The organism is Pseudomonas sp. (assembly GCF_035554175.1).
In the GTDB taxonomy this organism is placed as follows: Bacteria; Pseudomonadota; Gammaproteobacteria; order Pseudomonadales; family Pseudomonadaceae; genus Aquipseudomonas.
In genome coordinates this window covers 1-26,996 of record NZ_DATMIV010000030.1, presented here as the reverse complement: position 1 = coordinate 26,996, position 26,996 = coordinate 1, and the positions used below count along the sequence as shown (strand labels likewise).

Genomic DNA, 26,996 nt, shown 5'->3' with positions numbered 1-26,996 from the left:
ACAGGGGGGAATGGTGTCGCGTCAGGCCTTTTTGGTACGCGGCAAAAAGATCGCCAACGCGCCAAACAACGGCAGGAACGAGCACAGGAAATACACATACTCAATCCCGTGCACATCCGCCAGATGGCCGAGCAGCGCCGCACCAATCCCGCCAAATCCAAACATCAGACCGAAGAAAATCCCGGCAATCATCCCGACGTTGCCCGGCACCAATTCCTGCGCGTACACCACGATCGCCGAGAACGCCGAGGCCAGAATGAAGCCGATCACCACGCTCAGAATACTGGTCCAGAACAGATCGACATGCGGCAGGATCAAGGTGAATGGCGCAACGCCAAGGATCGAAAACCAGATCACTGCCTTACGCCCGATCTTGTCGCCAATCGGCCCGCCGAAGAACGTCCCCGCCGCCACCGCGCCGAGAAACAGGAACAGGTGCAGCTGCGAACTGGCCACCGACAGGTCGAATTTCTCGATCAGGTAGAAGGTGAAGTAACTGGTGAAACTGGCCATGTAGAAATACTTGGAGAACACCAGCAAACCCAGCACCACCAGAGCGCTGGTCACCCTGCCCTTCGACAAGCCGTGAGTTGGCGCCTGGCCGGCCTTGAGCTTGAACAGGTTCAGGTGATTGGCGTACCAGCGGCTGATGCGGTACAGCACGAACAGCGCAAACACCGCGAACAGGCCGAACCACGCCACGTTACCTTGCCCGAACGGGATGATGATCGCGGCCGCCAGCAGCGGGCCGAACGCGGAGCCGGCATTGCCGCCGACCTGGAACGTCGATTGCGCCAGGCCAAAACGCCCGCCCGAAGCCAGCCGCGCCACACGCGACGCTTCCGGGTGAAAGGTCGACGAGCCGATACCGATCAACGCCGCTGCCAGCAGAATCAACGGGAAGCTGCCCACCACCGACATCATCAGAATGCCGATCAAGGTACACACCGTGCCCGCCGGCAACAGCCATGGTTTCGGGTGTCGATCGGTGTGATAGCCGACCCATGGCTGCAACAGCGATGCGGTCAGCTGAAAGGTCAAGGTGATCAGGCCGACCTGAGTAAACGTCAGGCCATAGTTGGCCTTGAGCATCGGGTAGATCGAAGGCAGCACCGACTGGATCAGGTCGTTGATCAAATGCGCCAGCGCCACCGCGCCGATGATGCGCATCACCAGAGGACTGCTTTGGGGAGCAGCGGTCGCCGAGGCAGCGGCGGTCTGAACGTTGCTGATAGCCATGGAAAATTCCGGACAGCAGATGGGTGCCCGCAGGCAGGTGCGTCAATGTGCCATTTTTCGGTGCGTCAGCGCCATCCCCTTAGCCAGCTAACTAAGTTATTGGCGACTGATCACCCCTGTAGGAGCTGCCGAAGGCTGCGATCTTTTTATCTTTTAGAACAAGATCAAAAGATCGCAGCCTTCGGCACCTCCTACAGAGGATCGTTGGCAGCGAAGGTGATAGCGCAACGCCATGGTCTGAATCTTGCCTTGTTTCCGCCCTTGAACACGAACGCCTTACAAAGGCGCTCGACAATGGGAAGTTTCGCTACAGAGCCGGCCTACAGAGCGGGCATGAGGGAACTTTCGAGGCCTTTTAGCGGGCACGGATCGCGTCCGAAGCGTTCGCGATGCACGCCAATGGTGCGTGGTGTCCAGAGGAGTCATGAGGCATGCAGGCTTTCCTTTCACCGGGGATCAAATTGCTGGGGCGGTTTGGCTTCGCGGGTAAATTCCAGTTGTTGTTTCTGCTGTTCATTCTGCCGTTGGCCGGCAGCCTGTTGATGATCGGCCATGACTATCGCGAGAAACTCAATCTGATCTCCGGCGAACGTGCCGGGGTACGTCAATTGCTCGCGCTGGATGCGCTGGACAACCTGCTCGCCGCTCAACGCGACCGCGCCGCCCGTTGGCGCGCCACCGAAACGAACCGCCAGCCGACACCGGCCACACTCGCCGCCATGGCCGCGTTCGACGGCGTGCAACCGGCGGTGCAGCAAGCGACCACCGACCTTGGCAATGCGCTGAACCGGGAAGGTGCCGAGGGCGCAACCCTCGCGCGTTACCAGGCGCTGCAAGCCGCACTCAACGGCCTCGATTCGAAAAGCCTGAGCGGTGTTGGCTGGTGGCCCGACGGTTACGATCGTTTCACCAATGCCCTGGCCGCGCTGCAAGCCTTGCGCGAGCAGATCGTCATGGACAATCGCCTGACCCTGGCACCGTGGCTGGAAACCTACCTGCTGACGCAGATCGCCACACAACACGCGCCGAACCTGATCGAGCGGATCGGTCGCCTCGCCGCGGTCGGACAGGCTTCGGTCGTCTCCGGACAGTTCACCTTGCAGAGTCGCTTGCAATTGCGCGACCTGCGCAGCCGCATTGGCGATGCCCGCGAGCAACTGGTGAAAACCGCTGGCCTGCTGGAGGCGCGTCTGCCAGTCGAGCTGCAAGCCTGGGCCGGTCAATACCACGACAGCCTGAAACACCTCGACAGTGGCTTGAAAGTCCTCGATGACGGCGTATTCGGCGGCAGCATCAATCTGAAAGCGGAAGACTTTGAACGCAGCCTCGATGCGCTGCTCACCGACCTCGCTGCACTGCGTCAGCAATCGCTGGTGGCGCTGGATCAGCGGCTCGATGCCTATTACGCCTCGGCGATCCGCCAGTTCATCGTCGTCGCCGCGATCTTCGGCTGCTTGCTGCTGGCAGCGCTGTACCTGTTCGTCTGCCTGCAAGCGTCGATACGTCGCAGCGCCAGCGGCATCACCCTGCTCGCCGAAGCCTTGCGTGACGGCAACCTGAGTCTGCAAGTGCCGATAGTGGGGCGCGATGAGCTGGCGGCGATCAGTACCGCACTCAACGTCGCCGTGGTGCAACTGCGCAGCAGCATGCTCGGCGTCGACCACGAGACCTCGCAACTGAGCAATGCTGTGCGCAGCCTCAACGAACACTCCAGCGGCGCCCTCGGCGAAGTCGAAGCGCAACAATTGCAGATCAGCCAGATCGCCGCTGCCGCCACGCAATTGGCCGCCACTTCGCAAGGCGTAGCACAGAGTTGCGAACAGGCCTCCGGCAGCGCCCAGCACACCCGGCGCATCGCTGCCGACAGCAGCCGCGACAGCCAGCGCACCACCGCCAGCATTCAGCAACTCAATCAACGCCTGAACGATACCGCCGCAGCGCTCGGTCGGGTCAGTGAGCAAGGCCAGCAGATCCAACTGGTAGTCGACACCATTCGCGGCGTCGCCGAACAAACCAACCTGCTCGCGCTCAACGCCGCCATCGAAGCGGCCCGCGCTGGTGAACAGGGGCGCGGCTTTGCCGTGGTCGCCGATGAGGTGCGCAGTCTGTCGCAACGCACGCAATCGTCCACCGCACAAATCGCCGGCACCGTCGACAGCCTGCGCGCCACGGTCAACGAAGCCGTGAGCTTGATGGAAGCAGCCTGTGGACAAGCGCAATCGGATGCCGAAGCGGTCACCGGTCTGGGCGCACGTCTGGGGGAAATCGCCAGCGCCGTGCAGAACGTCACCGACACCCTCGCGCAGATCGCCACGGCGGTCGAAGAGCAGGCGAGTACGGCGGATGAGGTCAGCGGCAGTATCCAGCAGGTCGATCAAGCGGCGGTGCGTTTGCTCGAAGGTGCACGGGCGGTGAACCTCGCGGCGGACACCCTGAGTCAGGGCAGCCAGGCCCTGAGCGCCAATACCGCCAGATTCCAGCTGCGCTGACGCCCTCCCCGGCCCCGATTTTCGGGGCCGGAGGATAAGCGGTTGAAAACAGGAAGAAATATTTTTGATTTACGCTTGACGCTTTGCCAATTCAGGGGAATAATGCGCGCCACTTGGCTACATAGCTCAGTTGGTTAGAGCATAGCATTCATAATGCTGGGGTCCGGGGTTCAAGTCCCTGTGTAGCCACCAAGTACTAAAAACGGCTTACCGAAAGGTAGGCCGTTTTTTTATGCTTGAATAAAACCTCGCCTGCATTGCTCCTTCCTGTCCTGGATCATGGATGCCATCTTCACCAGTGTAGGAGAAATGCACCAAAAGTACCCCAGCCGGAGCGAAGAACTACAACCACATACGCCTTTGATTAGACTGAATCCGTCGCAACCAATCGGGTTTAGAACGTACCGTCGAGGACGATTGACCAAGCATCAAATCCCCACCCGGTTTGCACCCCGCCCGCCCGCTCGATAAAGTCCCCCAGGACTTCCCCCCCCACGGACGGAGAACCCACGTGTTTACAACCCAGCCCTTGAGCCGCTTTCGCCTGCCCGCCCTGACACTGCTTGTCAGCGCGCTGACCCTAACCGCATGCAACGCCCCACCCTCTTCTTCCTTGCCGCTGGCACCGGAAGCCGCTTCCGGTTACCGCACCGATCTGCAAACCCGTCACGCCGCTAAACACATGGCTGCCGCTGCCAATCCGCTCGCGGCCGCAGCCGGGCGGGAGATGTTGCGTCAGGGTGGTTCGGCGATCGATGCGGCGATTTCCATGCAGGCGGTATTGACGCTGGTTGAGCCGCAGTCGTCCGGGATCGGTGGCGGCGCGATGATTGTGTTGTGGGACGGCAAGCAGGTGCGCACCTATGACGGCCGCGAAACCGCGCCGGCCGGGGCCAATGAGAAGCTGTTCTTGAATACCGACGGTAAACCGATGGCCTTCACGCAAGCGCAAATCGGCGGACGCTCGGTCGGTACGCCCGGGGTGTTGCGCGCGCTGGAGCTGGCGCATCGGCAACACGGTCGCCTGCCATGGGCGAAGCTGTTTGATCCGGCGATCAAACTGGCCGAGCAGGGCTTTGCGATTTCCCCGCGCCTGCATTCGCTGCTGGCTGCCGACCCGGTGATACACCAGTCGCCAGACATGGCGGCGTATTTTCTCAATGACGATGGCAGCGTCAAAGCCGTGGGTACGCGCCTGCAGAATCCGCAGCTGGCCGCAGTTTTCAAACGCATCGCCAACGAAGGTGCCGACGCCCTGTACAAAGGCCCGATTGCCGAAGAGATCGTTGCCAAGGTGCAGAACCACGCCAACCCCGGCAGCCTGTCGCTGAACGATTTACAGCGTTATCAGGCCAAGGAGCGCGCGCCGCTGTGTACCGATTACAAACGCTGGCAGGTCTGCGGCATGCCTCCACCGTCGTCGGGGGGGATCGCCGTGGCGCAGGTTCTCGGCACGTTGCAAGCGCTGGAGACTCGCGATCCACGCCTGTCGCTGACCCCGCTCAAACCAGTGAAAACCAATAAGCCGGCCGGCTTTGAACCGGCGCCGCTAGCGGTGCATCTGATCGCCGAGGCCGAACGTCTGGCCTATGCCGACCGTGCGCAATACGTGGCCGACAGCGACTTCGTCCCGGTGCCGGTAGAAGGACTGCTCGATGCGGCCTACCTGGCCAGCCGCGCCAGCCTGATCGGCGAACGCAGCATGGGCAGCGCCAAACCGGGAATACCGCCGGGCGTGCAAGTCGCGTATGCGCCAGATCGTTCGCCATTGCGCATCTCGACCTCGCAAGTGGTGGCGGTGGATGACCTCGGCGGCGCGGTGTCGATGACCACCACCATCGAAGCCGCGTTCGGCTCGCACCTGATGGTTCAGGGTTTTCTGCTGAACAACCAGATGACCGACTTCTCGTTCATCCCCGAAGAGAACGGCCAGAAGGTCGCCAACCGCGTCGAACCAGGCAAACGCCCTCGCTCGTCGATGGCGCCGACACTGATCTTTGATCGCGACAGCGGCGAATTCGTCGCCACGGTCGGCTCGCCCGGTGGCTCGCAGATCATCGAATACGTGGCCAAAACCACCGTCGGTCTGCTCGACTGGAACCTCGACGCACAAAGCGCCATCAACCTGCCCAACTTCGGCAGCCGCAACGGCCCGACCGAACTGGAACAGGGACAGTTCAGCCCGGCGCTGATTCAGGCACTCAAGGACAAGGGCCACACGGTCAGCGAAATCGACATGACCAGCGGCACCCAAGCCATCGTGCGGGTGAAGGATGCGCAGGGCAAATCGATGTTGACAGGGGGTGCCGATCCTCGGCGTGAGGGAGAAGCGTTGGGGGATTGAGTATTACGAAGTGGGGAGAAAAGGCTTACCGGGAGGTAAGCCTTTTTTGTCGGCGATAGGCGCTGTTCATATGCCCCTCGTCGCCTTTTCCTACCCCGAAAAATAGCTGGCGTAGATACAGTTAGTGACCTTAAGAAAGACCATTTTCGGGGTCTGCTGGCATATATGAACGCAAACATATTTGAACCGTATGTCCACCAAACGCCAACAGCCTTGCATCAGTCCCACAGCGGGACTAGGATCACGTCATGAAAATTATTGCTGTCAGTCAGCTCAAAAATTTTTGGAAACGGTATCCCGAGTCAGAACAACCGTTGTTGGCGTGGGTTGATGAAGCGAGAAAAGCGAGCTGGACAACTCCTTCGGAGATCAAGGCACATTTTGCTTCTGCAAGCATTCTAAAAAGTCGGAGAGTTGTGTTCAACATCAAGGGCAACGACTTTCGCCTGATCGTAGCTGTGGCCTATCGCTACGGCGCGATTTATATAAAATTCGTCGGTACTCACAAGCAGTACGATGCGATCGATGCTGATACCGTCGAAATGGAGTAACCCATGAACATACGTCCTATCCATAACGAAGAAGACTACCGAGCCGCGCTCAAAAATATATCTGCGCTCTTCGACAACGAGCCAGAACCGGGCACCCCTGAAGGTGACTACTTCGACATCATGATTACCCTCATCGAGGCCTACGAATCCAAAAACTTTCCGCTGGATTTGCCGAATCCGATCGATGCCATCAAATTCCGCATGGAACAATCAGGTCTGTCGGCTGCTGATCTGGCTCCGGCTATCGGTCGAACGAACAGGGTCTATGAGGTATTGAACGGCAAGCGAGCACTGACCTTGCCTATGATCTGGAAGCTTCATGAGTTATTTGGGATTCCTGCCGAAAGCCTGATCAAACCGATGAAACACTGTTGAGGCTGGAGACTCAGCGATTCGCCACCAGATGCACCCCAAACAACAAATAGCACCCACCCGCCAACCGATCCAGCCACTGGCGTGACCGCTCATAGACACCAGCAACCCGGCGGCTTGCGAAGAACAGGGCGACGCTGCAATACCAACTGAACGACAGCGTGGCCATGGTCAGCACGGCCAGCGCCAGCAGCAGCGGTGGTACGTGGACCGGCATGGCAGTGGCGAAGATCGTGGCGACGAACAGTGCCGATTTCGGGTTGGTCATGTTGCCGAGGAAACCGCGAGCATAGACGCCGAAATAAGTCTGCCGGGGCGCAGCCGGCGTACCGGGGACAATCGCAGCCTTGCGCTTGAATTGCTTCAGCCCCAGATAAATCAGGTAGCAACCGCCGGCAATCTTGAAGCCTAGATAGAGAGTCGGCGCGGCGCTGAACAGCGTCTTGATTCCCAAGCCGCCGGCAAGGCCCCACAGCACCGTACCGGTGGCCACGCCCAGCGCGGCCACCACGCCATGTCGGCGCGAGTGACTGGCCGCGAGTTGCGCGATGTTGAAGAAATTTGGCCCGGGCGTGACCACCGCCACCGTCCACAACAGCGCCAGCGACAGCAACGGGGCAAGATAACCGGCAACAGAAACGTCCATGAGCGTTGCGCCTGTCAGGTGAAATAAGACGTCTACCTTGCTACATCCGCTGACGGTTTTCCATCAACGTCAGTTAAACCGCAAGCGTCTTGCCATCCACCCCATCGCCAATCGTCAGGAAATGCCCACCCGCAACGTGGTGCAAGGTGCGCAAACCATCGTGCCCTTCGAAATGCCAGCGCCCATCGCTGAACACGCGCGCGTCGGCCTGGGCGGCGATGACTTCGGCGAGAAACAGGTCGTATTGCTCATGATTGCGCGGCTCCGGCAGCAGGCGGCATTCGAGCCAGGCGACACAGCCTTCCAGCAGCGGCGCTTCAATGTGTTCGCCCGCGAAGGTGTGCAGGCCATACGCCTGAAATTTGTCCTGGCCCTGGTTGCGGGTGATTTCCAGGCCGGACGTGTTGCCGACGGTTTGCACGATATCGGCCTGATTGACGCAAGGCACGTTCAGCACAAAGGTGCCGGAGGCTTCGAGCAACTGGCGTGTCCAGGTGGATTTATCAAGGACGACGGCGACTTTCGGTGGTTCGAAATCCAGGGGCATCGCCCAGGCGGCTGCCATGATGTTGCGCTGGCCGTCATGGGCGGCGCTGACCAGTACGGTCGGCCCGTGGTTGAGCAGGCGGTAGGCTTTGTTCAGGGGCACCGGACGGCGGTGGGAGTCGCTCATGGGAATCTGCTCCGGAAGAAAAGGAGCCGATTGTAGCGCCAGCCCCGAAAGATCTGCTGGTGAAAAATTGTAGGAGCTGCCGAAGGCTGCGATCTTTTAATCTTGAAGAAAAATCAAAAGATCGCAGCCTCGTTTCACTCGTCAGCTCCTACAGGGATCGGCGTGCAGGTCAGTGGGATAGCTGATTGGCAAACTGGCCTACCGCATCCACGACTTTCTGTGCACCGTCCTGGATCTCGACAATCACCGTCCCCGCCTCTGCCGCCAGCGCCAGGCCTTGTTCAGCTTGCAGCTTGCCGTCGGTCATCAGCGCCACGGCGTTGCGCGCCATGTCCTGGTTCTGCCGCACCACGCTGACGATTTCATCCGTCGCCTGGCTGGTGCGCGAAGCCAGTTGCCGGACTTCGTCGGCGACCACGGCAAAACCGCGGCCCTGCTCGCCGGCCCGGGCAGCTTCGATCGCAGCATTGAGCGCCAGCAGGTTTGTCTGTTCGGCAATGCCGCTGATGGTTTTGACGATGCTGCCGATCACCAGCGACTGGTCGTTCAGCGCTTCGATACCTTCGCCGGCGGTTTGCATATGACGCGACAGGTCGCGCATGACGTTGACCGCTTCGGTCACAACGGTCGTGCCGCGCTGGGCGGTGCTGTCGGTTTGCTGGGAGGTGCTGTAGGCGATGTTGGCCGCGTCGGCCACCGCTTGCTCGCGGTTGACCTGATCGGTAATCACCGTGGCGAACTTCACCACTTTGTACAGTTTGTCGTTGGCATCGACCACCGGGTTGTAGGACGCCTCCAGCCACACCGTACGACCATGGCTGTCGATCCGCTTGAAACGGTCGGCGACAAATTCGCCGTTGTTCAAGCGACGCCAGAAGTTCTGGTACTCGGCGCTGTTGTATTCCTCTGGCGTGCAGAACGTACGGTGATGTTTGCCTTTGATCTGCGCCAGGCTGTACCCCATGCCATTGAGGAAACGATCATTGGCGTTGAGCACGTTGCCGTTGAGGTCGAACTCGATCACGGCGGTAGAGCGGACCAGCGCGCCGATCAGGTTTTCATGCTCGCGGGAAGCCTCGATGGTGCGGGTCAGGTCGCTGGCGTAGAGCGAAATGTGTCGGATCCGGCCATCGGACGCGCGCACTGGCTGCACGATTGAACGCAGCCACGCTTCGTCGCCGTTGCCGCGCAACAGGCGCACGGCGCCGGCGAAATGCTCGCCACGGTTCATCGATTTTTTGAAGCGCAGGTGGAATTCGTCGGTTTTGACGTGGGCCGGCACGATGTCTTCAATCGCCCGGCCAATCAGGTCCTGGCTCCTGTAGAACATTTCATTGAGGAAGTTCTGATTGACCGATCGAATACGCCCGTCGGGTTCCAGGGTCAACACCAGCATCTCGCTTTCCAGGCTTTCCTTCACTTGTACAAGGCTGGAGAGTTCTTCACGAAGAGCGGCCAGCTCTTGCTTCAAGCGTTTATTGAACATGGGGAAGCACCGATGGCAAGGTAGTAAGCGGATACACCTTGCCATCGGCATTGGGGAGTTTTTCTGAAGGCGACCTCGAGACCCGTCAACCGAAAATAGTTCAGTGCTTTCGGCTCAGGCAGCGCCTGCCGCCTGACACGGTCCCGTGCGAGGCATGCGAGTGCCGAAATACGCCGCCGTCAAAAAGCCCACCGTCCCCATCACCGCGCAGAACATCACGCAGATCCATGGGCTCCATGGCATCAGACCTATCAGCACCAGCGGTGTGATACTTGCCCAGGCGGCGTAGGCAATGTTGTAGGTGAAGGAAATGCCTGACACGCGAATACGCGCCGGAAACAGCCCAACCATTACCGAAGGCACCGCACCCACTACCCCACAGGCCAGACCGGCCACGGCATAGGCAACGCCGATCGAGCCCGCGCCCATGATCAGACAGCCATACAACACGCCAATGCCCACCGGCAGCAACAGGCTGTAGAGCATGACCGTGCGCCAGGCGCCGATGCGATCGACCAGCAACCCGGCGATCACGCAGCCCATATTCAGGAACACGATGCCCAAGGCGCTGAGGCCGAAGGTGTGGCTGGCGGTCATGCCGAAGGTTTTCTGCATCATGGTCGGCGTGATGACGACGAACACCACTACCGCCGAGGTCAGCACGCAGGTGAGCAGCATGGCCGGCAGCATGGCCAGACGATGTTCGCGCAACACCGTGCGCAACGGCAGCTCTACCCACGCCTCGCGCTGCGCCTCCATCGCCATGAACACCGGGGTTTCGCTGAGCCAGCGACGCAGATAAACACCCACCACACCGAACACGCCACCCAGCAGAAACGGATAGCGCCAGGCGTAATCGAGGATTTCGGCGGGAGTGAACACCTGTGCAAGGAAGGTCGCAGTGAGTGCGCCGATCAAGTAACCGAAGGTCAGGCCGGCCTGAAGAAAGCCGAGGGCGTAACCGCGATGGCCGGTCGGCGCATGCTCGGCGACGAATACCCAGGCACTCGGCACTTCGCCGCCCACCGCCGCGCCTTGCAGGATGCGCAGCGCCAGCAACAACAACGGGGCGAAATAGCCGATCTGTGAGTAGGTCGGCATGATCCCGATCAACAGGCACGGCAGCGCCATCATCAGGATGCTCAGGCTGAAGACTTTCTTGCGGCCCAAGCGGTCGGCGAAATGCGCCATCAGAATCCCGCCCAGTGGCCGTGCCAGATAACCGGTGACGAAGATGCCGAAGCTCTGCAGCAGGCGCAGCCACTCGGGCATTTCCGGGGGGAAAAACAGTTGGCTCAGGGTCAGTGCGAAGAACACGAAAATGATGAAATCGTAGATTTCCAGCGCCCCGCCGAGCGCCGCAAGGCCGAGGGTCTTGTAGTCGGAACGGCTGAACGGCGCCGGTCGGGCTGTGGAGTTGGCAGTCATGACAAAGAACTCAGGGATCGGCAAAAACCAAGGCGCTCATGGTCTACGCAAATGGGCGGAACGACAACCCGTTAGACCATAGTCCCGGTTTGCGAAAACCTGCTCAACAAAAGGGCGGCGCTTGATTTACTGTTAGGGCCTGTCCAAGGGAGCACGCCAACACCGACAAGCTTCAGAGAACTCCCTGTGGGAGCGAGCCTGCTCGCGAATGCACCAGTTCAGACAACCCTGATGTTGAATGTGCCGACGTCTTCGCGAGCAGGCTCGCTCCCACATGGGGCTCTCTGCGGCTGTCGAGCTGGGCGACTGCTCCCACGGATCAAAATAACCATAAAAAATCCGAGGTACATCCCGTGGCCGTTGATATCGAAGATAGCCGCTCCGCACGTTTTGCCCTGCGCTGTTCCAGTTTTGCCGAACGCTGGTTTCCCGACTCCTGGGTCTTCGCCGCATTGGCCGTGATCATCGTCGCGCTGGCCACGCTGGCCATGGGCGCCAAACCCACCGCTGCGGCCATGGCCTTCGGCGACGGCTTCTGGAGCCTGATCCCGTTCACCATGCAGATGGCGTTCGTGGTGATCGGCGGTTACGTCGTCGCCAGCTCACCACCCGCAGTCAAACTGATCGACAAGCTTGCGCGGATTCCGAAAAACGGCCGCTCCGCCGTGGCCTGGGTGGCGTTGATTTCGATGGTCGCATCCTTGCTCAATTGGGGTCTGTCACTGGTGTTCGGCGGGCTGCTGGTGCGCGCCCTCGCCCGCCGCACCGATCTGAAAATGGATTACCGCGCGGCCGGTGCTGCGGCGTATCTGGGCCTCGGCGCGGTGTGGGCGCTGGGTTTGTCATCGTCGGCCGCCCAGTTGCAGGCCAACCCCGCCAGCCTGCCGCCGTCGATCCTGTCGATCACCGGCGTGATCCCGTTCACCGAAACCATTTTCCTCTGGCAGTCCGGGGTCATGCTGCTGGCACTGATCGTGATCTCGATCATCATCGCCTACGCCACCGCGCCCGGACCGAATTCGGCACGCGACGCCAAGGCCTGCGGCATCGACCCGGCTTTCAATCTGCCGCCGCTGCAACCGCGCACCCGTCCCGGCGAATGGCTGGAACACAGCCCTTTGCTGATCATCGTGCTGGTGCTGCTGGCAGCGGGGTGGCTGTTCCACGAATTTTCGAGCAAACCGGCGATCACCGCCATTTCCGGCCTGAACACCTACAACTTTCTGTTCATCATGCTCGGCGCCCTTCTGCACTGGCGCCCGCGCAGCTTCCTAGACGCTGTGGCCCGCGCGGTGCCGACCACCACCGGTGTGTTGATCCAGTTTCCGCTGTATGGCTCGATCGCCGCGCTGATGACCACGGTCAAAGGCGCCGATGCGCAAACCCTCGCACATCACATCTCGACCTTCTTCGTCAGCATCGCGTCGCATGACACCTATGCGCTGTTGATGGGCGTGTACTCGGCGATTCTCGGTTTCTTCATCCCGTCCGGCGGCGGCAAGTGGATCATCGAAGCGCCCTACGTGATGCAAGTTGCCAACGACCTGCAATACCACCTCGGCTGGGCGGTGCAGATCTACAACGCGGCGGAAGCGTTGCCGAACCTGATCAACCCGTTCTACATGCTGCCGCTGCTCGGTGTGCTCGGCCTGAAGGCGCGGGACCTGATCGGCTTCTCGTTCGTGCAACTGCTGGTGCACACACCACTGGTGCTGCTGTTGCTGTGGGCGCTGGGGACGACACTGGCGTATACGCCGCCGGTGATGCCGTAGGGTGATAAGAAAGCACCTGCTCAAGGGGCAGGTGCTTGTAAAACGTAGAGTTGATCGCTGTATTAGAAGGGGCGCGCCTGATCAAGCACCTGCTGACGAAATTTCACTGGCAGGTCGCCGGGGGTCAGCACCTCGACCGCAACGCCCAACAGGTCTTCAAGCTCAACCTGAAGTCCGCCCAGATCAAAAAGCGTCGTGCCGGGCAGCGGGTCAACCAGCAGATCGAGATCGCTACCGTCCAGATCCGTCCCCAGCAATGCAGAACCAAATACACGCGGGTTGGCCACACGAAAGCGCCCGATCACTTCGCGGACAGCGGACCTTTGCATGTCGAGAGCAGTAGAAGGCTTCATGGCTCATCCGTGGAAAATTCATTGTCGCTGCAGTCTAGCGGTGCGGACGCGCACCAGGCAGCGTGCTTGTTGGCACAGCCGTAACAATATGTGCGCTGCTTGGGTAATACAGCACTCAGGCAAGAATCCACACTCAACCGCTTTTCTGTCAAACGCCGCTGATCCACTATGAGGCGCCCCCACACTCGCGGGGAATCCACGCTGAAAAGGATCTGAGCATGTTCAAACTCGCTGGACTTACCCCCACCGCACTGGCCCTCACCGCGCTCACGCTAAGCGCCGCCGCCCACGCCGATGTCGACGTGAAACTGGGCAGCACCGAGCGCGTCACGCGACTCTTCGCCTACCCCAACAATTGCAGCGTGATCTGCTTCCGTAACTGGACGCTGGAGCAGACCGTCGCCCATTACCTGAGCCAGAGCGTGCAACGCGACGGCTATGCCGATGCCAAGGTGGTGGTGAAAACCGATAACGATCAGCTCTATGCCGAGATCACCGGTGTGCCCGAGGGCTACGACAAGCCGCTGGCAGCGTTGCTCGACGCCGGGGATCTGGCCTATGCCGGCGCCAGCAGGCTCAATGCCGATGGCAAGTGGGCCTACAGCTGGTATCTGTTCCTGCCGCTGGGCATGGCCCTGGAAAATCGCAAAAGCGTCGAGCTGCTGCACTTCCCGCCGGATTATTCGCTGACCCAGGCGCAGGATTACCTGCGCTCCAACACCACCGATCGCTGGGCAACCTTGCTGACCGACAACGGCATCCCCGCCGCGCAGACACCGGCCTACCAGACCATCATCGACATCGCGCCGATCGCCGCGCCGTCCAATGCCGGCGGTGATCTGGAAGATGTCTATGACTACTTCAAGGATTATCAGACCACCCTGGTCAAGCAGTTCAGCCAGACCGCCAGCGGCACGACGCTGCCGATGGTCGCGTTTGGTGCGCCAGTGCGCAACTGGATCAAGGAGCAATACGGACCTACGGTGGCTGTGCTGGGCCTGGCGAGCATCAGCCCGAGCGCGGGGGTGAATGTGCCGGTGCTCGGTTCCAACCATCCGAGCTATATCTGGTACGCCGCCGACCCGAAGAGCTACACCGGCGCCGATGCCCAGGCAAAGGCTGACGCCGCCGGCCTGAAAGTCATGGGCCAGGATCTGAGCGCCGCCTGCTGGCAGGCCGGGATGGGCAGCAAACCGGGAAGCGATGCGCAGGCCACGTTGAACAGCTGTACGCAGACCTGGCAAGTGACGCAAAAAATCAAAACCTGTGAATTGTTCTACACCTCGATCCGCGATTTCACCGCTGAACAGGCGGCTGCCAAGTGCGCCACGCCATCGGTAAGGACGCAGCTGCAGCAGCTGAAAGCGCCTTTGCCAACGGCCGCCGTGCCCGAGCCGACGCTGTAATCAGCACTGTGTATGTCCCGTGTCAGCCAATGCTGACGCGGGAAAACGATGATCTCGACTGTCAGGTTTTACAGTAGACCGGCCGGTTCAATTGCGCGACGCTTGGATCCAATCATGCGTCGCCAAGCGAGCATGGGCACAACTCGGAGATAATTCCCACCAACAAGGATCGTTATGAACAATCAAGCCATGGGCCGGCACCTGCCACGCGACACCGAAGGCATCTACCCTTTCGCCGGACTTCCCGTGCGTCTGGGCTTTCCGTCCTGCGACGACTTTCAGATCATTCACGACGACCAAGGCATCGCCACGGCCGTGGTCGCGCGCCGGGAGTTTCTGCGTATCAGCAGAATGTGCCGGGTTTCCGGGCAATTGTTGCCCTATCGCAGTCGACAGAGCCGTCAGCTGCAGACCGGCATCCACGTTTACGATCCGCGCTTTTGCGGGGTGCTCGAACACGCCTGCGATCCGAACGTGTTTCTGGACATGAGCGAGTTGTGGCTGTGGGCGCTGAAAGATATCCACAGTGGCGAACGCCTGAGCATTGATTACGCCTCGACCGAAGACAAACTGCTGCGCCAGTTCGCCTGCGACTGCGGCTCACCGCGCTGCCGTGGGTGGATCACCGGATACGATGAACTACCCACGCTGGAAGGTCAGCGGTTCCTGCAGCGCTGGCGTCAACCGGGCCAGCGCTGAAGCAGCGGTTACGGCGCGCCGACCGGGCGCAAGCGATATTGCGGCGGCAGCTGCTCGAAACCACTGATGGTCGTGTTCAGACTTTTCCAGCGGCCGTCCTTGATGCCGTAGATGCAACCGTGGATCGACAGGCTCTGCCCGCGGTGCCAGGCGTTCTGGACGATGCTGGTGTGCGCAACGTTGGCCACTTGCTGGATCACGTTGAGTTCGCACAGGCGATCGACCTGTTCTTCCTCGGTCGGCAACTTGGCCAGTTCTTCGCGTTTTTCGTAGTACAGATCGCGGATCGAACGCAGCCAGCCGTCGATCAGGCCGAACTGACGGTCCTGCATCGACGCACGCACGCCGCCGCAGCCGTAATGGCCAGTGACGAGGATATGTTTAACCTTGAGCACGTCGACCGCGTACTGGATCACTGACAGGCAGTTGAGATCAGTGTGCAGCACGACATTGGCGACGTTGCGGTGCACAAACAGATCGCCCGGCAGCATGCCGACGATTTCATTGGCCGGGACGCGCGCGTCGGAGCAGCCGATCCACAGGTATTCCGGGGTCTGCTGGCGCGCCAGTTTGGCGAAGAAATCCGGGTCTTCCTTGGTGATCGCGTCAGCCCAACGCTCGTTGTTGTCAATCAGGTCTTGTAGATCGTGCATAGGTAAGGCCTCAAGAAAGATGCGCTGGTATGACAGACAACCGCCGGTCGGGGTCACGCCGCCAGCGCAAAGTGATTCCGTTGGAATTCTCGCGCGCCCGATGAGTCCACTCAGTAAGGCCCACAGTACGAGGAATTGCCATGACTGATTCACGACGCCCTTATGATGCGGTGCAACCGGAACCCATCGACGATAACGAAGACCGCATGGGCTCGGTGCACGAGCTGGATTTTGACGACGAAGAGCCCAGCGCGAAGATCGGTGATGAGCTGCCCGAGCGTAAACGTGAGCAACTGATGCCTGAGGAGCGGGTGCGCGAAGCCGGGATGACCGGGGCTTCGGTGGATGACCATCAGCCGACTGACGATGACCTGAGCCCGGAAACGCTGATTCGCGAGGATGGTGCGCGCGATGCCGATGAACTCGGCGAGGGCGATCCGGCGGATTGGGATTTGAGCGAGGTCAGTGAGAATGACATCGGCGGCGGTGACGGGCTGGATGAGGCGGAACTGGCAGATCTGGATCCGCTGGATGGCAAGCGCTGATCTGCTGAGTTGAAAATCACCTCTTGTAGGAGCTGCCGAAGGCTGCGATCTTTTGATCTTGTTTTTGCAGGACCCAAAGCAAAATCAAAAGATCGCAGCCTTCGGCAGCTCCTGCAAGGCCTCAATCAACAAGGGTGCAAGCCATCACCACAGCATCCTCACGCCCACCCACCGCCGGGTAGTAATCCCGACGCCGGCCAATCTCATTGAAGCCATACCGTTCATATAACTTGAACGCCGCCGTGTTGCTGTCACGCACTTCGAGGAAACATTCCCGAGCCTCGGCCGCGTACGCACGCGACATCAAATGCTCGAGCAGGGTCAGCCCCAAACCACGTCCCTGATTTTCCGGTTTCACGGTGATATTGAGCAGGTGAGCCTCATCGAGAATGATCTGCACCACGCCGTGGCCAACCTGCTGCTGGCCTTCAAACATCAGCCAGATCTGGTACTTGCCCAGGCCATCGAGAAAAATTCCCCGAGTCCACGGATGGCTGTACGCGGCGTATTCGATCTTCAACACAGCGTCCAGATCTGCTTCGGTCATCGGGCGAAAGGTTACAGCCTCACTCATCGGATTGTTTCCAGCGCGCCATGAGCTGACGCATGGCTTGCCACACAGCAGCCTTGCGCTGTGGCTCTTCCATTAACAGTTCCAGACCGGGAATGGCCCAGGCCAGGCCGAGCCCCTCGATCTGCCATTGACGATTGAACGCTTCGGCGCCCGCTTCCCCGGCAAATTTCACCGCCGGCAGGCCGATCAGCCAAAGACAGGCGCACGGCGCCGCTTCCATTTGTACCGAGAGAAAACCCTGGACGAAGTCGCGCGCCGCCTCCGGGCCTTGATCCAGCGTGCCGCGATTGAGCCAAGGCCAGCGCACCGGCTCGCCGACGATCTGCGGCGCGTCCGGCAGACCGGCAGCGCGCAACATGTCCTTGAGCAACAGGTAAGCCGGATCGCGGCTTTGGAACGCTTCGCCCGTGGGTAACTCGACCAGCAGCAGGCACCGCCCGGCACGCAGCAACTGCAGGGCGAACCGCGGCGGCGGCACGGGCGTTGGCCTGGCGACCACAGGCGTGTCGTCGACCTCTTCCACCGGCTTCGCGCCATTGCGGGTGCTGGCCAGCGACGGACGCGGCACTTCGATTTTCGGCCGCTCGGCCGGGCGCGCGGCCGGCTGCACCGGCGCCTGGGCCTGAGGCACCGGCGCAACCGGCACCTCGACCTCAGGCTCGGGCATCTCCAGCAGCTCGGGCCGCGACGGTGCGGCGAAAGGCAGTTCGGTACGCGGCAGCCAGTTGACCACCTGCATGGCGTTCAAATAGGCGCGGCGGCGGGACTCGATAAGCAAAGGTCGGCCACTTGTGGATAACGGAAAGTGCGCTGATTCTACCGCCCTTCGCTCAAGATCGCTTGCTGTTGATCGATAGCCTGCGATGCGCCGGGCCACTGCGCCTGATGCAAAGAATGCGACAGCCCGTCCCGAGAGTGAATCGACACGCCTGCGATGCAGTACAATCGCCGCTTTTAATCGCCAACCAGCCGGCCATTCCGATGATCGAACCCAAGCGCGTCTTGCGCGCCCTCGCTGAACACTGGGCACTTCTGGAGCCACTGTGCGAGCACTTCGACCAAGGCACCCTGAGCCTCAACGAACTGCGCACGCAACTGGCCGCCCAACAACTCGACAGCACGCCGCAGGACATCACCAGCCTGCTCGACGTGTGGATCCGCCTCGATATCCTGGTGCCCGTGGCGAAAAGCCCGAACCGTTTCGAGCTCAACGCGCAGATCCACGACTTCCTCGCCTACCTGCGTCGCGAACACCGCTTGGGCCTGTGCCTGGAAATCGAAGCCTACCTGCGTCACCTTGAACGCCTGGCCGGTTACATCCAGGACGCGTTCGAGGTTCGTGACGGCAACGATCTGGCCCGCCAGTTGCGTTTGCTCGATATGCGCGTGCGCGACGTACTGAAGAAACTCGACAACGACGAACAGGCACTGGTGGCCGTCGCCGAGCGCGCCAAGACCAGCGACCGGCAGATTCCGCTGCGTCAGCGTTACGCCGAAGTGCTGGCGACCTGGGACGAATACGTCGAACCGATGATCGATCTGGTCAACGCCGACGGCGCCTTCGAACAAGGCGTACGCAAGGTCGAAACCGTGCTGCTGAAAATGCTCAGCGAACAGCAGCGCCTCGGCCATCTGGTCGATGACGATATGCTCCTGCGCACCCACGCGCGCATCCTCGAAATGCAGACCAGCGCGCAACTGACCCTGCGCCATGCCCGCGAACTGCTGCTGCCGTTGCGCGAAGAAGCACGCCGACACAACGCCGTGACCCGTGGCGCCGCACTGGCGCTGGCGGCGATTCGCCGTAAAGGCATCGACGCGGTGCCGCAGGCGGCGATGCCGCTGTTTACCCGTCCGCAAAGCACCTTCCTCGGCAGCGCCAGTCAGGTCGAAGCCTACGTTTACGCCCTGGCGCGCTTCGAGCCGAAGCCGGCGCGCTTCCCCAAGGCGCACAAAACCCAGAAGGCTGGCGACGCTCCACGCGCGCCACGTACCGTGCGCGAGATGGTCGACCGCTGCGAAGAATCCCTGCCGATGCCGGATCTGATGACCTGGTTGCTGGAGCAGGAACCGGACGGCGCGACCGACGAATTGCTTTACTGGTTCTCGCGCCTGTCGCGGGAAAAACGCTTCAAGCGCGAGCGTCTGGAACGCCGCGAATACCACACTCACGAGCATCAGGTCAGCCTGCGCTCCTTCGCCCTGCTCTCGGCCCGCGACCCCGCCGCCGAGGATTCTGCGAGCATCCCCAATGCATCTTGATCTTTCCGAACTGTCGCAACTGGCGCCGATTTTCCGCGAGTTGTTCAAGGGTTACCACGTCAGCCGCCGTGACCCGGAGCTGTACGCCCAACTGTCGAATTTCCAGGACCAGTACCGCACGCTGTTCAAGGCGCTGGGCTTTGAACTGGTCTGCGACACCCGTGGTTTCTACTACTTCGTACCGGACATGGCCGCCGCCGCGGTGAACAAGACCGCCCAGCGTCTGGCGCTGTTCACCTTCATCCTGGTCGAGCACCTGGCCGATCAGGGCCGCGACCCGATTGCCGTGCTCGATGGCGGCAGCCTCGGCCGCGAAGAATTGCCCTCGCTGCTGGATAAATACCGCGACCTGTTCATTCAGGCCGAAGTGCAGACTGTCGAAGAACTCGAAGAAAAGATCATGCGCCGCATGACCCAGCTCGGTTTTGCCGGCGAAGAGAACGGTGTTTATCGCTTCCTGCCACCAATGCATCGTTTCCTCGACGTGTGCCTGTCAGTGCAGCAGGACCGCGATCTGGCGGCCAGCGTGCACAGCGTCTTGCCGCTGCCGGCACCGGTGCTGATCGACGCAGAAGCCGAAGCGAAATTCCTCGCCACCGACGATCCATTGGATTTGAGCGAGTTTGAAGAAGAAAGCGAAGAAGACGCACTGGCCCGCGCCATTGCCGAAGAACAGGAGTCCGACGCATGAGCCAGGAACGCTACGGCATCCGCCGCTTTGCCCTTTTGAACACCGCCGGTTACAGCCTCGGCCTGTTTCCGCTGGAAGAACCGCTGTCGGTCTACGGCGCGAACAACCTCGGTAAATCAGCGTCGATCAACGCTCTGCAGTTCCCGATTCTTGCGCGCATGTCGGACATGAGTTTCGGCAAGTACAGCCTCGAACAATCGCGGCGTTTCTACTTCGCCTCCGACACCAGCTACATCCTCGTCGAAGTCAATCTGCCCCACGGCCCGCACGTGATCGGCGTGGTCGGCCGCGGCCCGGGCGGTGGTTTCGGTCACCAGTTCTTCGCCTATGCCGGCAAACTGGATCTGGCGCACTACCAGCAAAACGACACCTGCCTGCGCCAGAAAGAACTGTTCAGCAACCTTGAGAAAGAAGGCCTGAAGGCCTACGAACTCAAGCCGGACGAACTGCGCCGTCTGCTCGTCGGCGGTCATACTTCAATTCCGCTCGACCTGACCCTGATCCCGCTGCGCTCTACCAGCGAGCAGAGCCTGAAGACCTTCCGGGCGCTGTTCATCAACCTGCTGCACATGCGCGAAATCACTGCGGCCAAGCTCAAGCAACTGTTCCTCGATGCCTTCGAACACAGCCTGCGTTCCGGCAGCGTCGATTACATCGCCGCGTGCGAAGAAGCTTTCCGCGATGTGCGGCGCATGGAGCAGGATTACAACTCGCTGGTCGCCGCCGGTCCATTGGTCGAGGCCTTGGCCAACGGCGTGAAAGAGCGTGACGTGCTGCGCGGCAAATTGCATCGCCTGTCGCCGCTGCTCGATTCGTTGCTCGGCACCTGGTCGGATTACGCGACTGCGCGTAAAGAAGAGCTGACCATTCAGGCCGAACACTATCGTCGCGAGCAGGACGATCTGCAGAACGATCAGCGCGGTGGCACTCAGGAACTGATGCGTCTGGAGCGGGAAATTTCCGGTATCCAGCGCTGGCTCGGCGAGCTCTCGGTACTGAAGAATCGCTTCGCTCTGGTCGATGACGTCAAAGTGCTCGAGCAACAATTGCTCGCCGCCAAGGACGCCCACGACGAACTGGCCGGTGCACTGGCGCAGTCGCGTCAGTTCAGTGCCGAGGATCTGGAAGAGCGTCTGCGCGATCTGGAAAAACGCCTGAAGTCGGTGAAGCAGCAACTCGATCACGCCGACAACAACAGCTACGCCCGCCTGCGCGAAGAGTTCTCGCAACAGGACGTCGAGCGCCTGATGCGTCTGTTCAACAGCGCGCTGTTCAGCCTGCCGCTGGGCGAACACGGCATCACCCTCGACGAGGACGGCCAGTGGGTCAAATCGGTGGAGCTGATCCTCGACGGCTTCAAGGGCGAGCGTTTCGAAGTGCCGGGCCTGTCGATCGACATTTCGCACATCGAGCCACCAGCCCTGCAAGCACTGGCCGACCGCGCCGCCCTGCGCGATCAGAAAGAGCGCCTGGAAAAAGAGCTCAAGCAACTGAAAACCCAGCAAGCCGTGGCCGCCGACCGCGCCGCGAGCAAGACCCAGACCGAAGCGCTGTATCAGCAGGTGCTGGACGCGCAGAAAGCTCTGGAAGATTTCCGTCGCACCCAGACCCTGAGTGCCGAAGAAGGCGACAAGCTCGAGCAGCTGGCGCAAATGGAAGCCGCGCAGGATGAGCTCAAACGTTCCAGCGACGCCTTCACCGAGCGCGTCCAGCAACTGTCGGCCAAACTGCAACTGGTCGGTCGCCAGATCGCCGATATGGAAGCCAAGCAACGCACCCTCGACGACGCCCTGCGCCGCCGTCAGTTGCTGCCGGCGGATCTACCGTTCGGCACGCCGTTCATGGATCCGGTCGACGATTCGATGGACAACCTGTTGCCGCTGCTCAACGACTATCAGGACAGTTGGCAAGGTTTGCTGCGCGCCGACGGCCAGATCGAAGCGCTGTACGCGCAGGTGCGTCTCAAAGGCGTGGCCAAGTTCGATAGCGAAGACGACATGGAACGTCGCCTGTCGCTGCTGATCAACGCTTACGCGCACCGCACCGATGAAGCCCTGACGTTGGGCAAGGCGCGCCGGGCGGCGGTCACCGACATCGCCCGCACCCTGCGCAATATCCGCAGCGACTACGACAGCCTCGAGCATCAACTGGCGCTGTTCAACCGCGAGATCAACAAGCGTCAGGTCTCCAACCTGCAGAGCTTTCGCATCGTCCTTGCGCCGAACAAGGAAGCGCTCAAGCACATCGACCAGATCATCCACAGCGCCGGGCAGTACGAAGAAGGCGAAACCCTGTCGGTGTTCGACCTGAGCCAGAGCGCCGAGCAGGACAACAAAAACGAAGAAGCCAAGGAATACCTGGCGCGGCTGGTAGCGGCCAACCACAACCAGCTCGGCCTCAAAGACTTGTTCGAACTGGCCTTCGAGATCACCAAGGTCAACGGTCAGCCAGTCATCCACACCGACATCGACGGCGCGGCGTCCAACGGCACCACCATGACCATCAAGGCGCTGACCAACATGTACTTGTTGCTGCACCTGATGGATCGCGATCTGGCCGGCCGCGTGCGCTTGCCGTACTACCTCGACGAGGCGGCGGACATCGACGAGAAGAACCAGGCGGCCTTGCTGGAAACCAGCCTGCAACTGGGCTTCGTGCCGATTCTGGCGAGTGTGAAGCCGCAGGTCTGCGCCAGTGTCGCGATCGACCTGGAGGGTGGTAGCGGCCCGGCGGGGATCTACATCGATGAAGCGGACTGGAAGTACATCCGTCGCCATGATGTGGTGAAGGCCACGCTGAATGTGCAGGCAGATGAGCCGGAGCTGGATGCGGTTTGATCGGATTTAGTTGAAGGCAAAAGAAAGGGCCGCGATCTGATGGGATCGCGGCCCTTTTTTATGGCTTGGATTTTGTGTTGATTTGCCTGGCCCCTTCGCGAGCAGGCTCACTCCTACAGTGGGAATGCGCTCCTGTGGGAGCGAGCCTGCTCGCGAAGGCATCTCAACAGACGCCGCTATTTACCAAGCTGAATCTTCGGCGCCCACGTCAGCCATTCATCCTCGAACTTGTCGAACAACGGGAATGTCTGCTCGGCCCGCGCCGGATTGCCCATGCGCTCGCCATCGGGCGTGGCGAAGGCAATGCCCCCCTGAATCAGCGTTTCCAGCGACTCGGTTCTCACGGTCACCCCCTTGAACAAACCATAATCGAAGCCGACACCACTGGTGTTCCAGAAGCGGCTGCCGCTGCGCACCAGCGGCGCGTATTTCGGCTCGATCAGGATGTGCACCAGCACGCGGTCGGCAGTCTGGCCCAACTCATAACCGGTGACTTTGCCCACGGTGATTTCACGGTAGGTAACTGGCACGCCGGGCTTCAGCGAGCCGCGGCGCGCCGCGCTCAATACCAGACTCAAACCGGCTTCCTGCTTGGCGACTTCCGGAGCGTCAGCCACGGCAACAAAGTTCTTCTGTGGCCCAAGGTTTTTCGACGCGGGTTGGACTTCGATGTATTTACCGGTGACCAGTGTCTCTAGGTTTTGCGTCTTGATCAGGCCCAGTTCCGGCTTGACCACCCAGAACTGACTGCCGACTCGGGCGATCTTCTCCGGCACTTCGGTGATGCGAGCGGTGAGGATCACAGACTGCATGTCGTCGGTCAGATCCACGCTTTCGATCTTGCCGACATCCAGCCCCTTGAAGCGCACCGGCGTGCCGCTGCTCAAACCGTCGGCGCGATCAACCTTGATCGTCACCACGGTGCCTTTCTTGTTCGCCTCATCGTGATCGGCGAACAGACGGAAGCGTGGGATGCGCTTTTTCAACGGCGCGTTGGCTTGCGGCGTTTCGAATGCGATACCGCCGGCCATCAGGGTTTGCAGGGATTCACTCTTCACCTGAATTCCGCCGGTCAAGCCACCCGTGAGGGTAATGCCGCTGACATTCCAGAAGCGCGTCGAGGCATTGACCAGATTTTCGTACTCCTTCTCGATGTGCACGCCGATGACCAGTTGCTTCCTGGTTCTGGAGAACTGGTAGCTCTGCACCGAACCGACCTTGACCTGCTTGTACAGAATCGGGCTGCCGACATCGATCGAGCCCAGGGAATCGGTAAACAACACCAGATGCAGGCCCGGCGAACGCAGATCCAGCGGCGGCGCTTTTGGCCGTGCCTCGAACTCGCGTTTCGGCGCGGCGCCTTTGTCACCCGGGCGCACAGCGATGTAATTACCTTTGACCAGCGCTTCCAGGCCGGTGATACCAGCGAGGGAAATCGACGGTTTGACCACCCAGAACTGCGTGCCCTCAACCAGATAGTCTTCGGCCAACGGATCCAGGGTCAGCTCGGCCGTTGCGCTGTTGAGGTCCGGATCAACCTTCAGCGCTTTCAGGTTGCCGACCTGAATGCCTTTGTACATCACCGGCGTACGACCGGCCTGCAGGCCTTCGAAATCGCTGAGTTTGACCTTGACCCGGATCCCGGCAGCGGCGGCGTCGAAATCTTCGTAGAGACGGAACGGCAGGCTCGGATCGGTCGCCGGGCTGTCCTTGCGATTCTCCGGCGTCGCGAACGCGATACCCCCGGCGACGATGCTGGCCAGGGATTCGCTGCGCACTTTCACCCCCGACAGGTTGGCGTCGATGCTGATGCCGCTGGCATTCCAGAAACGTGTGTGTTTGCGCACCAGTTTGGCGTAAGTCGGCTCGATGAATACCTTGAGCTCGACTGTGCTCTGATCCTCGGAAAGCACGTAGCTTTTGACCTGGCCGACCTTGATCTGCTTGTAGAACACCGGGCTGCCGCGATTCAACGAGCCGAGGCGATCAGCCTTGATGGTCAGGTGCAGACCGGGCTTGGCGTCGGACAGCGGCGGCTCTTCGGCCAGTGCCTTGAACTTGCGTACAGGCTCGCCTTCACCGGGACTGATCGCAACATAGTTGCCCGAAACCAAGGTTTCCAGACCGGTGATACCGGCCAGGGTCACGCTCGGTTTGACCAGCCAGAAACGTGTGCTGGTCTTCAGGTACTGCTCGACGTCCTTGTTCATCTCAATGGTGGCGATCACGCCTTTGGAGTTGCCTTCATCGTCGAGCTTGAGCGTCTTGACCTTACCGACCGACATGCCCTTGTAGACAACTTCGGTCTTGTTGGCCTGGATGCCTTCACCACTTTCAAAGCGCACCTGAATCTCGATGCCGGTTTCCGACCAGGCACGCCAGCCGAGCCAGCCGCCGATGATCAGCGCAATCAGAGGCAGTACCCAAATGGCCGACCAGTTCGAGGCCGGTCGGGTTTTCGCTACGGGCAAATCAGTCATGGTCGTCGTCCGACTCCGTGTTATCCCAAATCAGTCGGGGATCGAAAGTTACTGCAGCGAGCATCGTCAAAATCACCACAGAGGCGAAGGCGACGGCGCCCAGATTGGCTTCGACACTGGCTATCCGGCCGAAGTTGACGACCGCCACGAGGATGGCAATCACGAAAATATCGAGCATCGACCAGCGGCCAATGAACTCGATGAAGCGGTACATCCATATCCGTTGACGCGCCGACAGTGGCTGCCGTCGTTGCACCGAAAACAGCAGCAGCGCAATGCCGACCAGTTTGAAAGTAGGCACCAGAATACTGGCGATGAACACCACGGCCGCGATCGGAATCATGCCGTGCTGCACCAGTTGAATCACCCCGGACATGATGGTGCTTGGATCACCCTGGCCCAGCGAACTGACCGTCATGATCGGCAAGACATTGGCCGGAATATAGATGATCGCCGCCGTGATCAGCAGCGCCCAGGTCCGGGTCAAGCTGTTGGGCCGGCGGGCATGCACCTGTGCACCGCAGCGGCTGCAGCTCTGCTCATCGACGTCAGCTTCCTGCCTGTTCAATTCATGGCATTCGGTACACACCAGAATGCCCGCATCAATCGCCCGCATGGGCATCCTCTCCTGATAATGCCTGCCAGATCTGATGCGGTGACATCACCACTTCCAGCCAGACTTGTACCAACAACAAGCCGATGAAGCACGCCAGCCCCAGCCCGACTGTGATGGCCGCCATATCGGCCAGTTTCACGATCGCGACGAGGACGCCCATGAGGTAAACCTCGAGCATGCCCCAGTCTCTGAGGTGGTGGTAAATACGATAGAGCAGCAAACCGTAATTGCGGCCGACATTGAAGCGAATCGTCAGTAATACAAACAGCTGGCACAGCAATTTGAGCAACGGTATGGCCATGCTGCAGAGGAAGACGACAATCGACACACCTTGCATATCGGTATTGAACAGACCGACCACACCACTCCAGACCGTATCCTGCGAAGTTTGCCCGAGGATATCGAGTTGCATGATGGGTAAAAAGTTTGCCGGTACGTAAAGTAATAACGCGGCAATTACCAGGGCGAGGCTGCGCTGCACCACATTATGGCGGTGAGCGTACAGCTCATAACCGCAGCGCGGACAGAGGGCCTTCTCACCATGGGCAAGTGTCGGTTTGCGCATCAGCAGGTCGCACTCGTGGCAGGCCATCAGGTCTTCCAGCGGTAAATCTGACAGCCCAGGGGCGTCAACCGATTCTGACATACAGGCTCTGGCTCCGAAAAAGATGGGGCTATTCTAGTGTTCTGATTCGAAAATAACTGTGCAATTTTGTTCTCGATGGCGAGGAAAACTTTTTCGCAGGCAAAACAAAACCCCAACTGCTTTCGCAATTGGGGTTTCGGAATTTAATCTTGACGATGACCTACTCTCACATGGGGAAACCCCACACTACCATCGGCGATGCATCGTTTCACTGCTGAGTTCGGGATGGGATCA

General features: G+C 60.4%; 22 protein-coding genes, 1 tRNA gene, 1 rRNA gene and 2 pseudogenes. 12 read left to right on the top strand and 14 right to left on the bottom strand.

Annotated features, from left to right (window positions below):
• Window positions 1-21: 21 nt before the first annotated feature.
• On the bottom strand, window positions 22-1,239 hold the full coding sequence (locus VNV36_RS13770; protein ID WP_325718256.1) for an MFS transporter: 1,218 nt from the start codon (window positions 1,237-1,239) through the stop codon (window positions 22-24).
• Window positions 1,240-1,670: 431 nt separating this feature from the next.
• Here VNV36_RS13770 and VNV36_RS13765 point away from each other — a divergent pair, with 431 nt between their 5' ends.
• The 5 genes from VNV36_RS13765 to VNV36_RS13745 all read left to right on the top strand — a co-directional run bounded on the left by VNV36_RS13765 (window position 1,671) and on the right by VNV36_RS13745 (window position 6,998).
• Window positions 1,671-3,728 carry a methyl-accepting chemotaxis protein gene (locus VNV36_RS13765; RefSeq protein WP_325718255.1) on the top strand — a complete coding sequence of 686 codons (2,058 nt, stop codon included), beginning with the start codon at window positions 1,671-1,673 and terminating at the stop codon, window positions 3,726-3,728.
• Window positions 3,729-3,843: 115 nt separating this feature from the next.
• Window positions 3,844-3,920: transfer RNA gene (locus tag VNV36_RS13760), tRNA-Met, on the top strand.
• A 319-nt stretch (window positions 3,921-4,239) separates the two neighbouring features.
• Window positions 4,240-6,072 (top strand): gamma-glutamyltransferase, encoded by a 1,833-nt coding sequence (ggt, locus tag VNV36_RS13755; RefSeq protein ID WP_325718254.1) that lies wholly within the window; start codon window positions 4,240-4,242, stop codon window positions 6,070-6,072.
• A gap of 248 nt (window positions 6,073-6,320) precedes the next feature.
• Window positions 6,321-6,623 (top strand): type II toxin-antitoxin system HigB family toxin, encoded by a 303-nt coding sequence (locus VNV36_RS13750; RefSeq protein ID WP_325718253.1) that lies wholly within the window; start codon window positions 6,321-6,323, stop codon window positions 6,621-6,623.
• Between the two features lie 3 nt (window positions 6,624-6,626).
• Window positions 6,627-6,998: a helix-turn-helix domain-containing protein gene (locus tag VNV36_RS13745; RefSeq protein WP_325718252.1), complete on the top strand. Its 372-nt coding sequence runs from the start codon at window positions 6,627-6,629 to the stop codon at window positions 6,996-6,998.
• Window positions 6,999-7,008: 10 nt separating this feature from the next.
• Here VNV36_RS13745 and VNV36_RS13740 read toward each other — a convergent pair whose 3' ends face one another.
• From VNV36_RS13740 to VNV36_RS13725, 5 genes and pseudogenes are all read right to left on the bottom strand, one after another.
• On the bottom strand, window positions 7,009-7,641 hold the full coding sequence (locus VNV36_RS13740) for a LysE family translocator (RefSeq protein ID WP_325718251.1): 633 nt from the start codon (window positions 7,639-7,641) through the stop codon (window positions 7,009-7,011).
• 73 nt (window positions 7,642-7,714) lie between these two features.
• Window positions 7,715-8,314 (bottom strand): flavin reductase family protein, encoded by a 600-nt coding sequence (locus tag VNV36_RS13735; protein WP_325718250.1) that lies wholly within the window; start codon window positions 8,312-8,314, stop codon window positions 7,715-7,717.
• A 169-nt stretch (window positions 8,315-8,483) separates the two neighbouring features.
• Window positions 8,484-8,921, bottom strand: a pseudogene (locus tag VNV36_RS25800) (methyl-accepting chemotaxis protein); the annotation flags it as partial.
• Window positions 8,922-9,023: 102 nt separating this feature from the next.
• Window positions 9,024-9,710, bottom strand: a pseudogene (locus tag VNV36_RS25795) (PAS domain-containing protein); the annotation flags it as partial.
• A gap of 204 nt (window positions 9,711-9,914) precedes the next feature.
• On the bottom strand, window positions 9,915-11,228 hold the full coding sequence (locus VNV36_RS13725) for an MFS transporter (RefSeq protein ID WP_325718248.1): 1,314 nt from the start codon (window positions 11,226-11,228) through the stop codon (window positions 9,915-9,917).
• Between the two features lie 353 nt (window positions 11,229-11,581).
• Here VNV36_RS13725 and VNV36_RS13720 point away from each other — a divergent pair, with 353 nt between their 5' ends.
• Window positions 11,582-13,000, top strand: a complete 1,419-nt coding sequence (locus VNV36_RS13720) for a short-chain fatty acid transporter (protein WP_325718247.1) — start codon at window positions 11,582-11,584, stop codon at window positions 12,998-13,000.
• 62 nt (window positions 13,001-13,062) lie between these two features.
• Here the strand turns inward: VNV36_RS13720 and VNV36_RS13715 are convergent, their stop codons facing one another.
• A complete protein-coding gene (locus VNV36_RS13715) occupies window positions 13,063-13,353 on the bottom strand; it encodes a nucleotidyltransferase family protein (RefSeq protein ID WP_253495902.1) in 291 nt (96 codons plus the stop codon).
• Between the two features lie 218 nt (window positions 13,354-13,571).
• On the opposite strand from VNV36_RS13715, the gene VNV36_RS13710 reads away from it, so the two are divergent.
• On the top strand, window positions 13,572-14,759 hold the full coding sequence (locus VNV36_RS13710; RefSeq protein WP_325718246.1) for a hypothetical protein: 1,188 nt from the start codon (window positions 13,572-13,574) through the stop codon (window positions 14,757-14,759).
• 174 nt (window positions 14,760-14,933) lie between these two features.
• Window positions 14,934-15,458, top strand: coding sequence for an SET domain-containing protein (locus VNV36_RS13705; RefSeq protein WP_325718245.1), 525 nt, complete (start codon window positions 14,934-14,936; stop codon window positions 15,456-15,458).
• An 8-nt stretch (window positions 15,459-15,466) separates the two neighbouring features.
• On the opposite strand, the gene can is transcribed toward VNV36_RS13705, so the two are convergent.
• Complete coding sequence (gene can / locus VNV36_RS13700) at window positions 15,467-16,111, bottom strand: carbonate dehydratase (protein WP_325718244.1); 645 nt, start codon at window positions 16,109-16,111, stop codon at window positions 15,467-15,469.
• A 140-nt stretch (window positions 16,112-16,251) separates the two neighbouring features.
• On the opposite strand from can, the gene VNV36_RS13695 reads away from it, so the two are divergent.
• Complete coding sequence (locus VNV36_RS13695; protein ID WP_325718243.1) at window positions 16,252-16,656, top strand: serine kinase/phosphatase; 405 nt, start codon at window positions 16,252-16,254, stop codon at window positions 16,654-16,656.
• Between the two features lie 121 nt (window positions 16,657-16,777).
• Here the strand turns inward: VNV36_RS13695 and rimI are convergent, their stop codons facing one another.
• A complete protein-coding gene (gene rimI / locus VNV36_RS13690) occupies window positions 16,778-17,230 on the bottom strand; it encodes a ribosomal protein S18-alanine N-acetyltransferase (RefSeq protein ID WP_039761243.1) in 453 nt (150 codons plus the stop codon).
• On the bottom strand, window positions 17,223-17,969 hold the full coding sequence (locus tag VNV36_RS13685) for an energy transducer TonB (RefSeq protein WP_325718453.1): 747 nt from the start codon (window positions 17,967-17,969) through the stop codon (window positions 17,223-17,225). Before VNV36_RS13685 ends, rimI begins: the two co-directional genes overlap by 8 nt.
• Before the next feature lie 242 nt (window positions 17,970-18,211).
• Here VNV36_RS13685 and mksB point away from each other — a divergent pair, with 242 nt between their 5' ends.
• Genes mksB through mksF form a run of 3 tightly spaced genes read left to right on the top strand, consistent with a single transcriptional unit; the run spans window position 18,212 to window position 23,020 of the window.
• The gene (mksB, locus tag VNV36_RS13680; RefSeq protein ID WP_325718242.1) at window positions 18,212-19,492 is read left to right on the top strand and encodes an Mks condensin complex protein MksB; all 1,281 of its coding nucleotides are present in this window, start codon (window positions 18,212-18,214) and stop codon (window positions 19,490-19,492) included.
• The gene (gene mksE / locus VNV36_RS13675; protein WP_325718241.1) at window positions 19,482-20,183 is read left to right on the top strand and encodes an Mks condensin complex protein MksE; all 702 of its coding nucleotides are present in this window, start codon (window positions 19,482-19,484) and stop codon (window positions 20,181-20,183) included. The genes mksB and mksE overlap by 11 nt, the downstream gene beginning before the upstream one ends.
• Window positions 20,180-23,020 carry an Mks condensin complex protein MksF gene (gene mksF, locus VNV36_RS13670; protein ID WP_325718240.1) on the top strand — a complete coding sequence of 947 codons (2,841 nt, stop codon included), beginning with the start codon at window positions 20,180-20,182 and terminating at the stop codon, window positions 23,018-23,020. Before mksE ends, mksF begins: the two co-directional genes overlap by 4 nt.
• Window positions 23,021-23,196: 176 nt before the next feature.
• Here the strand turns inward: mksF and VNV36_RS13665 are convergent, their stop codons facing one another.
• The 4 genes from VNV36_RS13665 to rrf all read right to left on the bottom strand — a co-directional run.
• Window positions 23,197-25,500: a PqiB family protein gene (locus tag VNV36_RS13665; RefSeq protein ID WP_325718239.1), complete on the bottom strand. Its 2,304-nt coding sequence runs from the start codon at window positions 25,498-25,500 to the stop codon at window positions 23,197-23,199.
• The gene (locus VNV36_RS13660) at window positions 25,493-26,116 is read right to left on the bottom strand and encodes a paraquat-inducible protein A (RefSeq protein ID WP_325718238.1); all 624 of its coding nucleotides are present in this window, start codon (window positions 26,114-26,116) and stop codon (window positions 25,493-25,495) included. Before VNV36_RS13660 ends, VNV36_RS13665 begins: the two co-directional genes overlap by 8 nt.
• Entirely contained in the window at window positions 26,103-26,762 is a 660-nt protein-coding gene (locus VNV36_RS13655) for a paraquat-inducible protein A (protein ID WP_325718237.1), read from the bottom strand. Before VNV36_RS13655 ends, VNV36_RS13660 begins: the two co-directional genes overlap by 14 nt.
• Before the next feature lie 147 nt (window positions 26,763-26,909).
• A 5S ribosomal RNA gene (gene rrf, locus VNV36_RS13650) occupies window positions 26,910-26,996 on the bottom strand; the annotation flags it as partial.

Excerpts from the sequence above, each read along its gene's own strand:
- VNV36_RS13770 (WP_325718256.1), bottom strand. The coding sequence starts at position 1,239 with ATGGCTATCAGCAACGTTCAGACCGCCGCTGCCTCGGCGACCGCTGCT.
- VNV36_RS13765 (WP_325718255.1), top strand. The coding sequence starts at position 1,671 with ATGCAGGCTTTCCTTTCACCGGGGATCAAATTGCTGGGGCGGTTTGGC.
- VNV36_RS13750 (WP_325718253.1), top strand. The coding sequence starts at position 6,321 with ATGAAAATTATTGCTGTCAGTCAGCTCAAAAATTTTTGGAAACGGTAT.
- VNV36_RS13745 (WP_325718252.1), top strand. The coding sequence starts at position 6,627 with ATGAACATACGTCCTATCCATAACGAAGAAGACTACCGAGCCGCGCTC.
- VNV36_RS13740 (WP_325718251.1), bottom strand. The coding sequence starts at position 7,641 with ATGGACGTTTCTGTTGCCGGTTATCTTGCCCCGTTGCTGTCGCTGGCG.
- VNV36_RS13735 (WP_325718250.1), bottom strand. The coding sequence starts at position 8,314 with ATGAGCGACTCCCACCGCCGTCCGGTGCCCCTGAACAAAGCCTACCGC.
- VNV36_RS13725 (WP_325718248.1), bottom strand. The coding sequence starts at position 11,228 with ATGACTGCCAACTCCACAGCCCGACCGGCGCCGTTCAGCCGTTCCGAC.
- VNV36_RS13715 (WP_253495902.1), bottom strand. The coding sequence starts at position 13,353 with ATGAAGCCTTCTACTGCTCTCGACATGCAAAGGTCCGCTGTCCGCGAA.
- VNV36_RS13710 (WP_325718246.1), top strand. The coding sequence starts at position 13,572 with ATGTTCAAACTCGCTGGACTTACCCCCACCGCACTGGCCCTCACCGCG.
- VNV36_RS13705 (WP_325718245.1), top strand. The coding sequence starts at position 14,934 with ATGAACAATCAAGCCATGGGCCGGCACCTGCCACGCGACACCGAAGGC.
- can (WP_325718244.1), bottom strand. The coding sequence starts at position 16,111 with ATGCACGATCTACAAGACCTGATTGACAACAACGAGCGTTGGGCTGAC.
- VNV36_RS13695 (WP_325718243.1), top strand. The coding sequence starts at position 16,252 with ATGACTGATTCACGACGCCCTTATGATGCGGTGCAACCGGAACCCATC.
- rimI (WP_039761243.1), bottom strand. The coding sequence starts at position 17,230 with ATGAGTGAGGCTGTAACCTTTCGCCCGATGACCGAAGCAGATCTGGAC.
- VNV36_RS13685 (WP_325718453.1), bottom strand. The coding sequence starts at position 17,969 with ATGCAGGTGGTCAACTGGCTGCCGCGTACCGAACTGCCTTTCGCCGCA.
- mksB (WP_325718242.1), top strand. The coding sequence starts at position 18,212 with ATGATCGAACCCAAGCGCGTCTTGCGCGCCCTCGCTGAACACTGGGCA.
- mksE (WP_325718241.1), top strand. The coding sequence starts at position 19,482 with ATGCATCTTGATCTTTCCGAACTGTCGCAACTGGCGCCGATTTTCCGC.
- mksF (WP_325718240.1), top strand. The coding sequence starts at position 20,180 with ATGAGCCAGGAACGCTACGGCATCCGCCGCTTTGCCCTTTTGAACACC.
- VNV36_RS13665 (WP_325718239.1), bottom strand. The coding sequence starts at position 25,500 with ATGACTGATTTGCCCGTAGCGAAAACCCGACCGGCCTCGAACTGGTCG.
- VNV36_RS13660 (WP_325718238.1), bottom strand. The coding sequence starts at position 26,116 with ATGCGGGCGATTGATGCGGGCATTCTGGTGTGTACCGAATGCCATGAA.
- VNV36_RS13655 (WP_325718237.1), bottom strand. The coding sequence starts at position 26,762 with ATGTCAGAATCGGTTGACGCCCCTGGGCTGTCAGATTTACCGCTGGAA.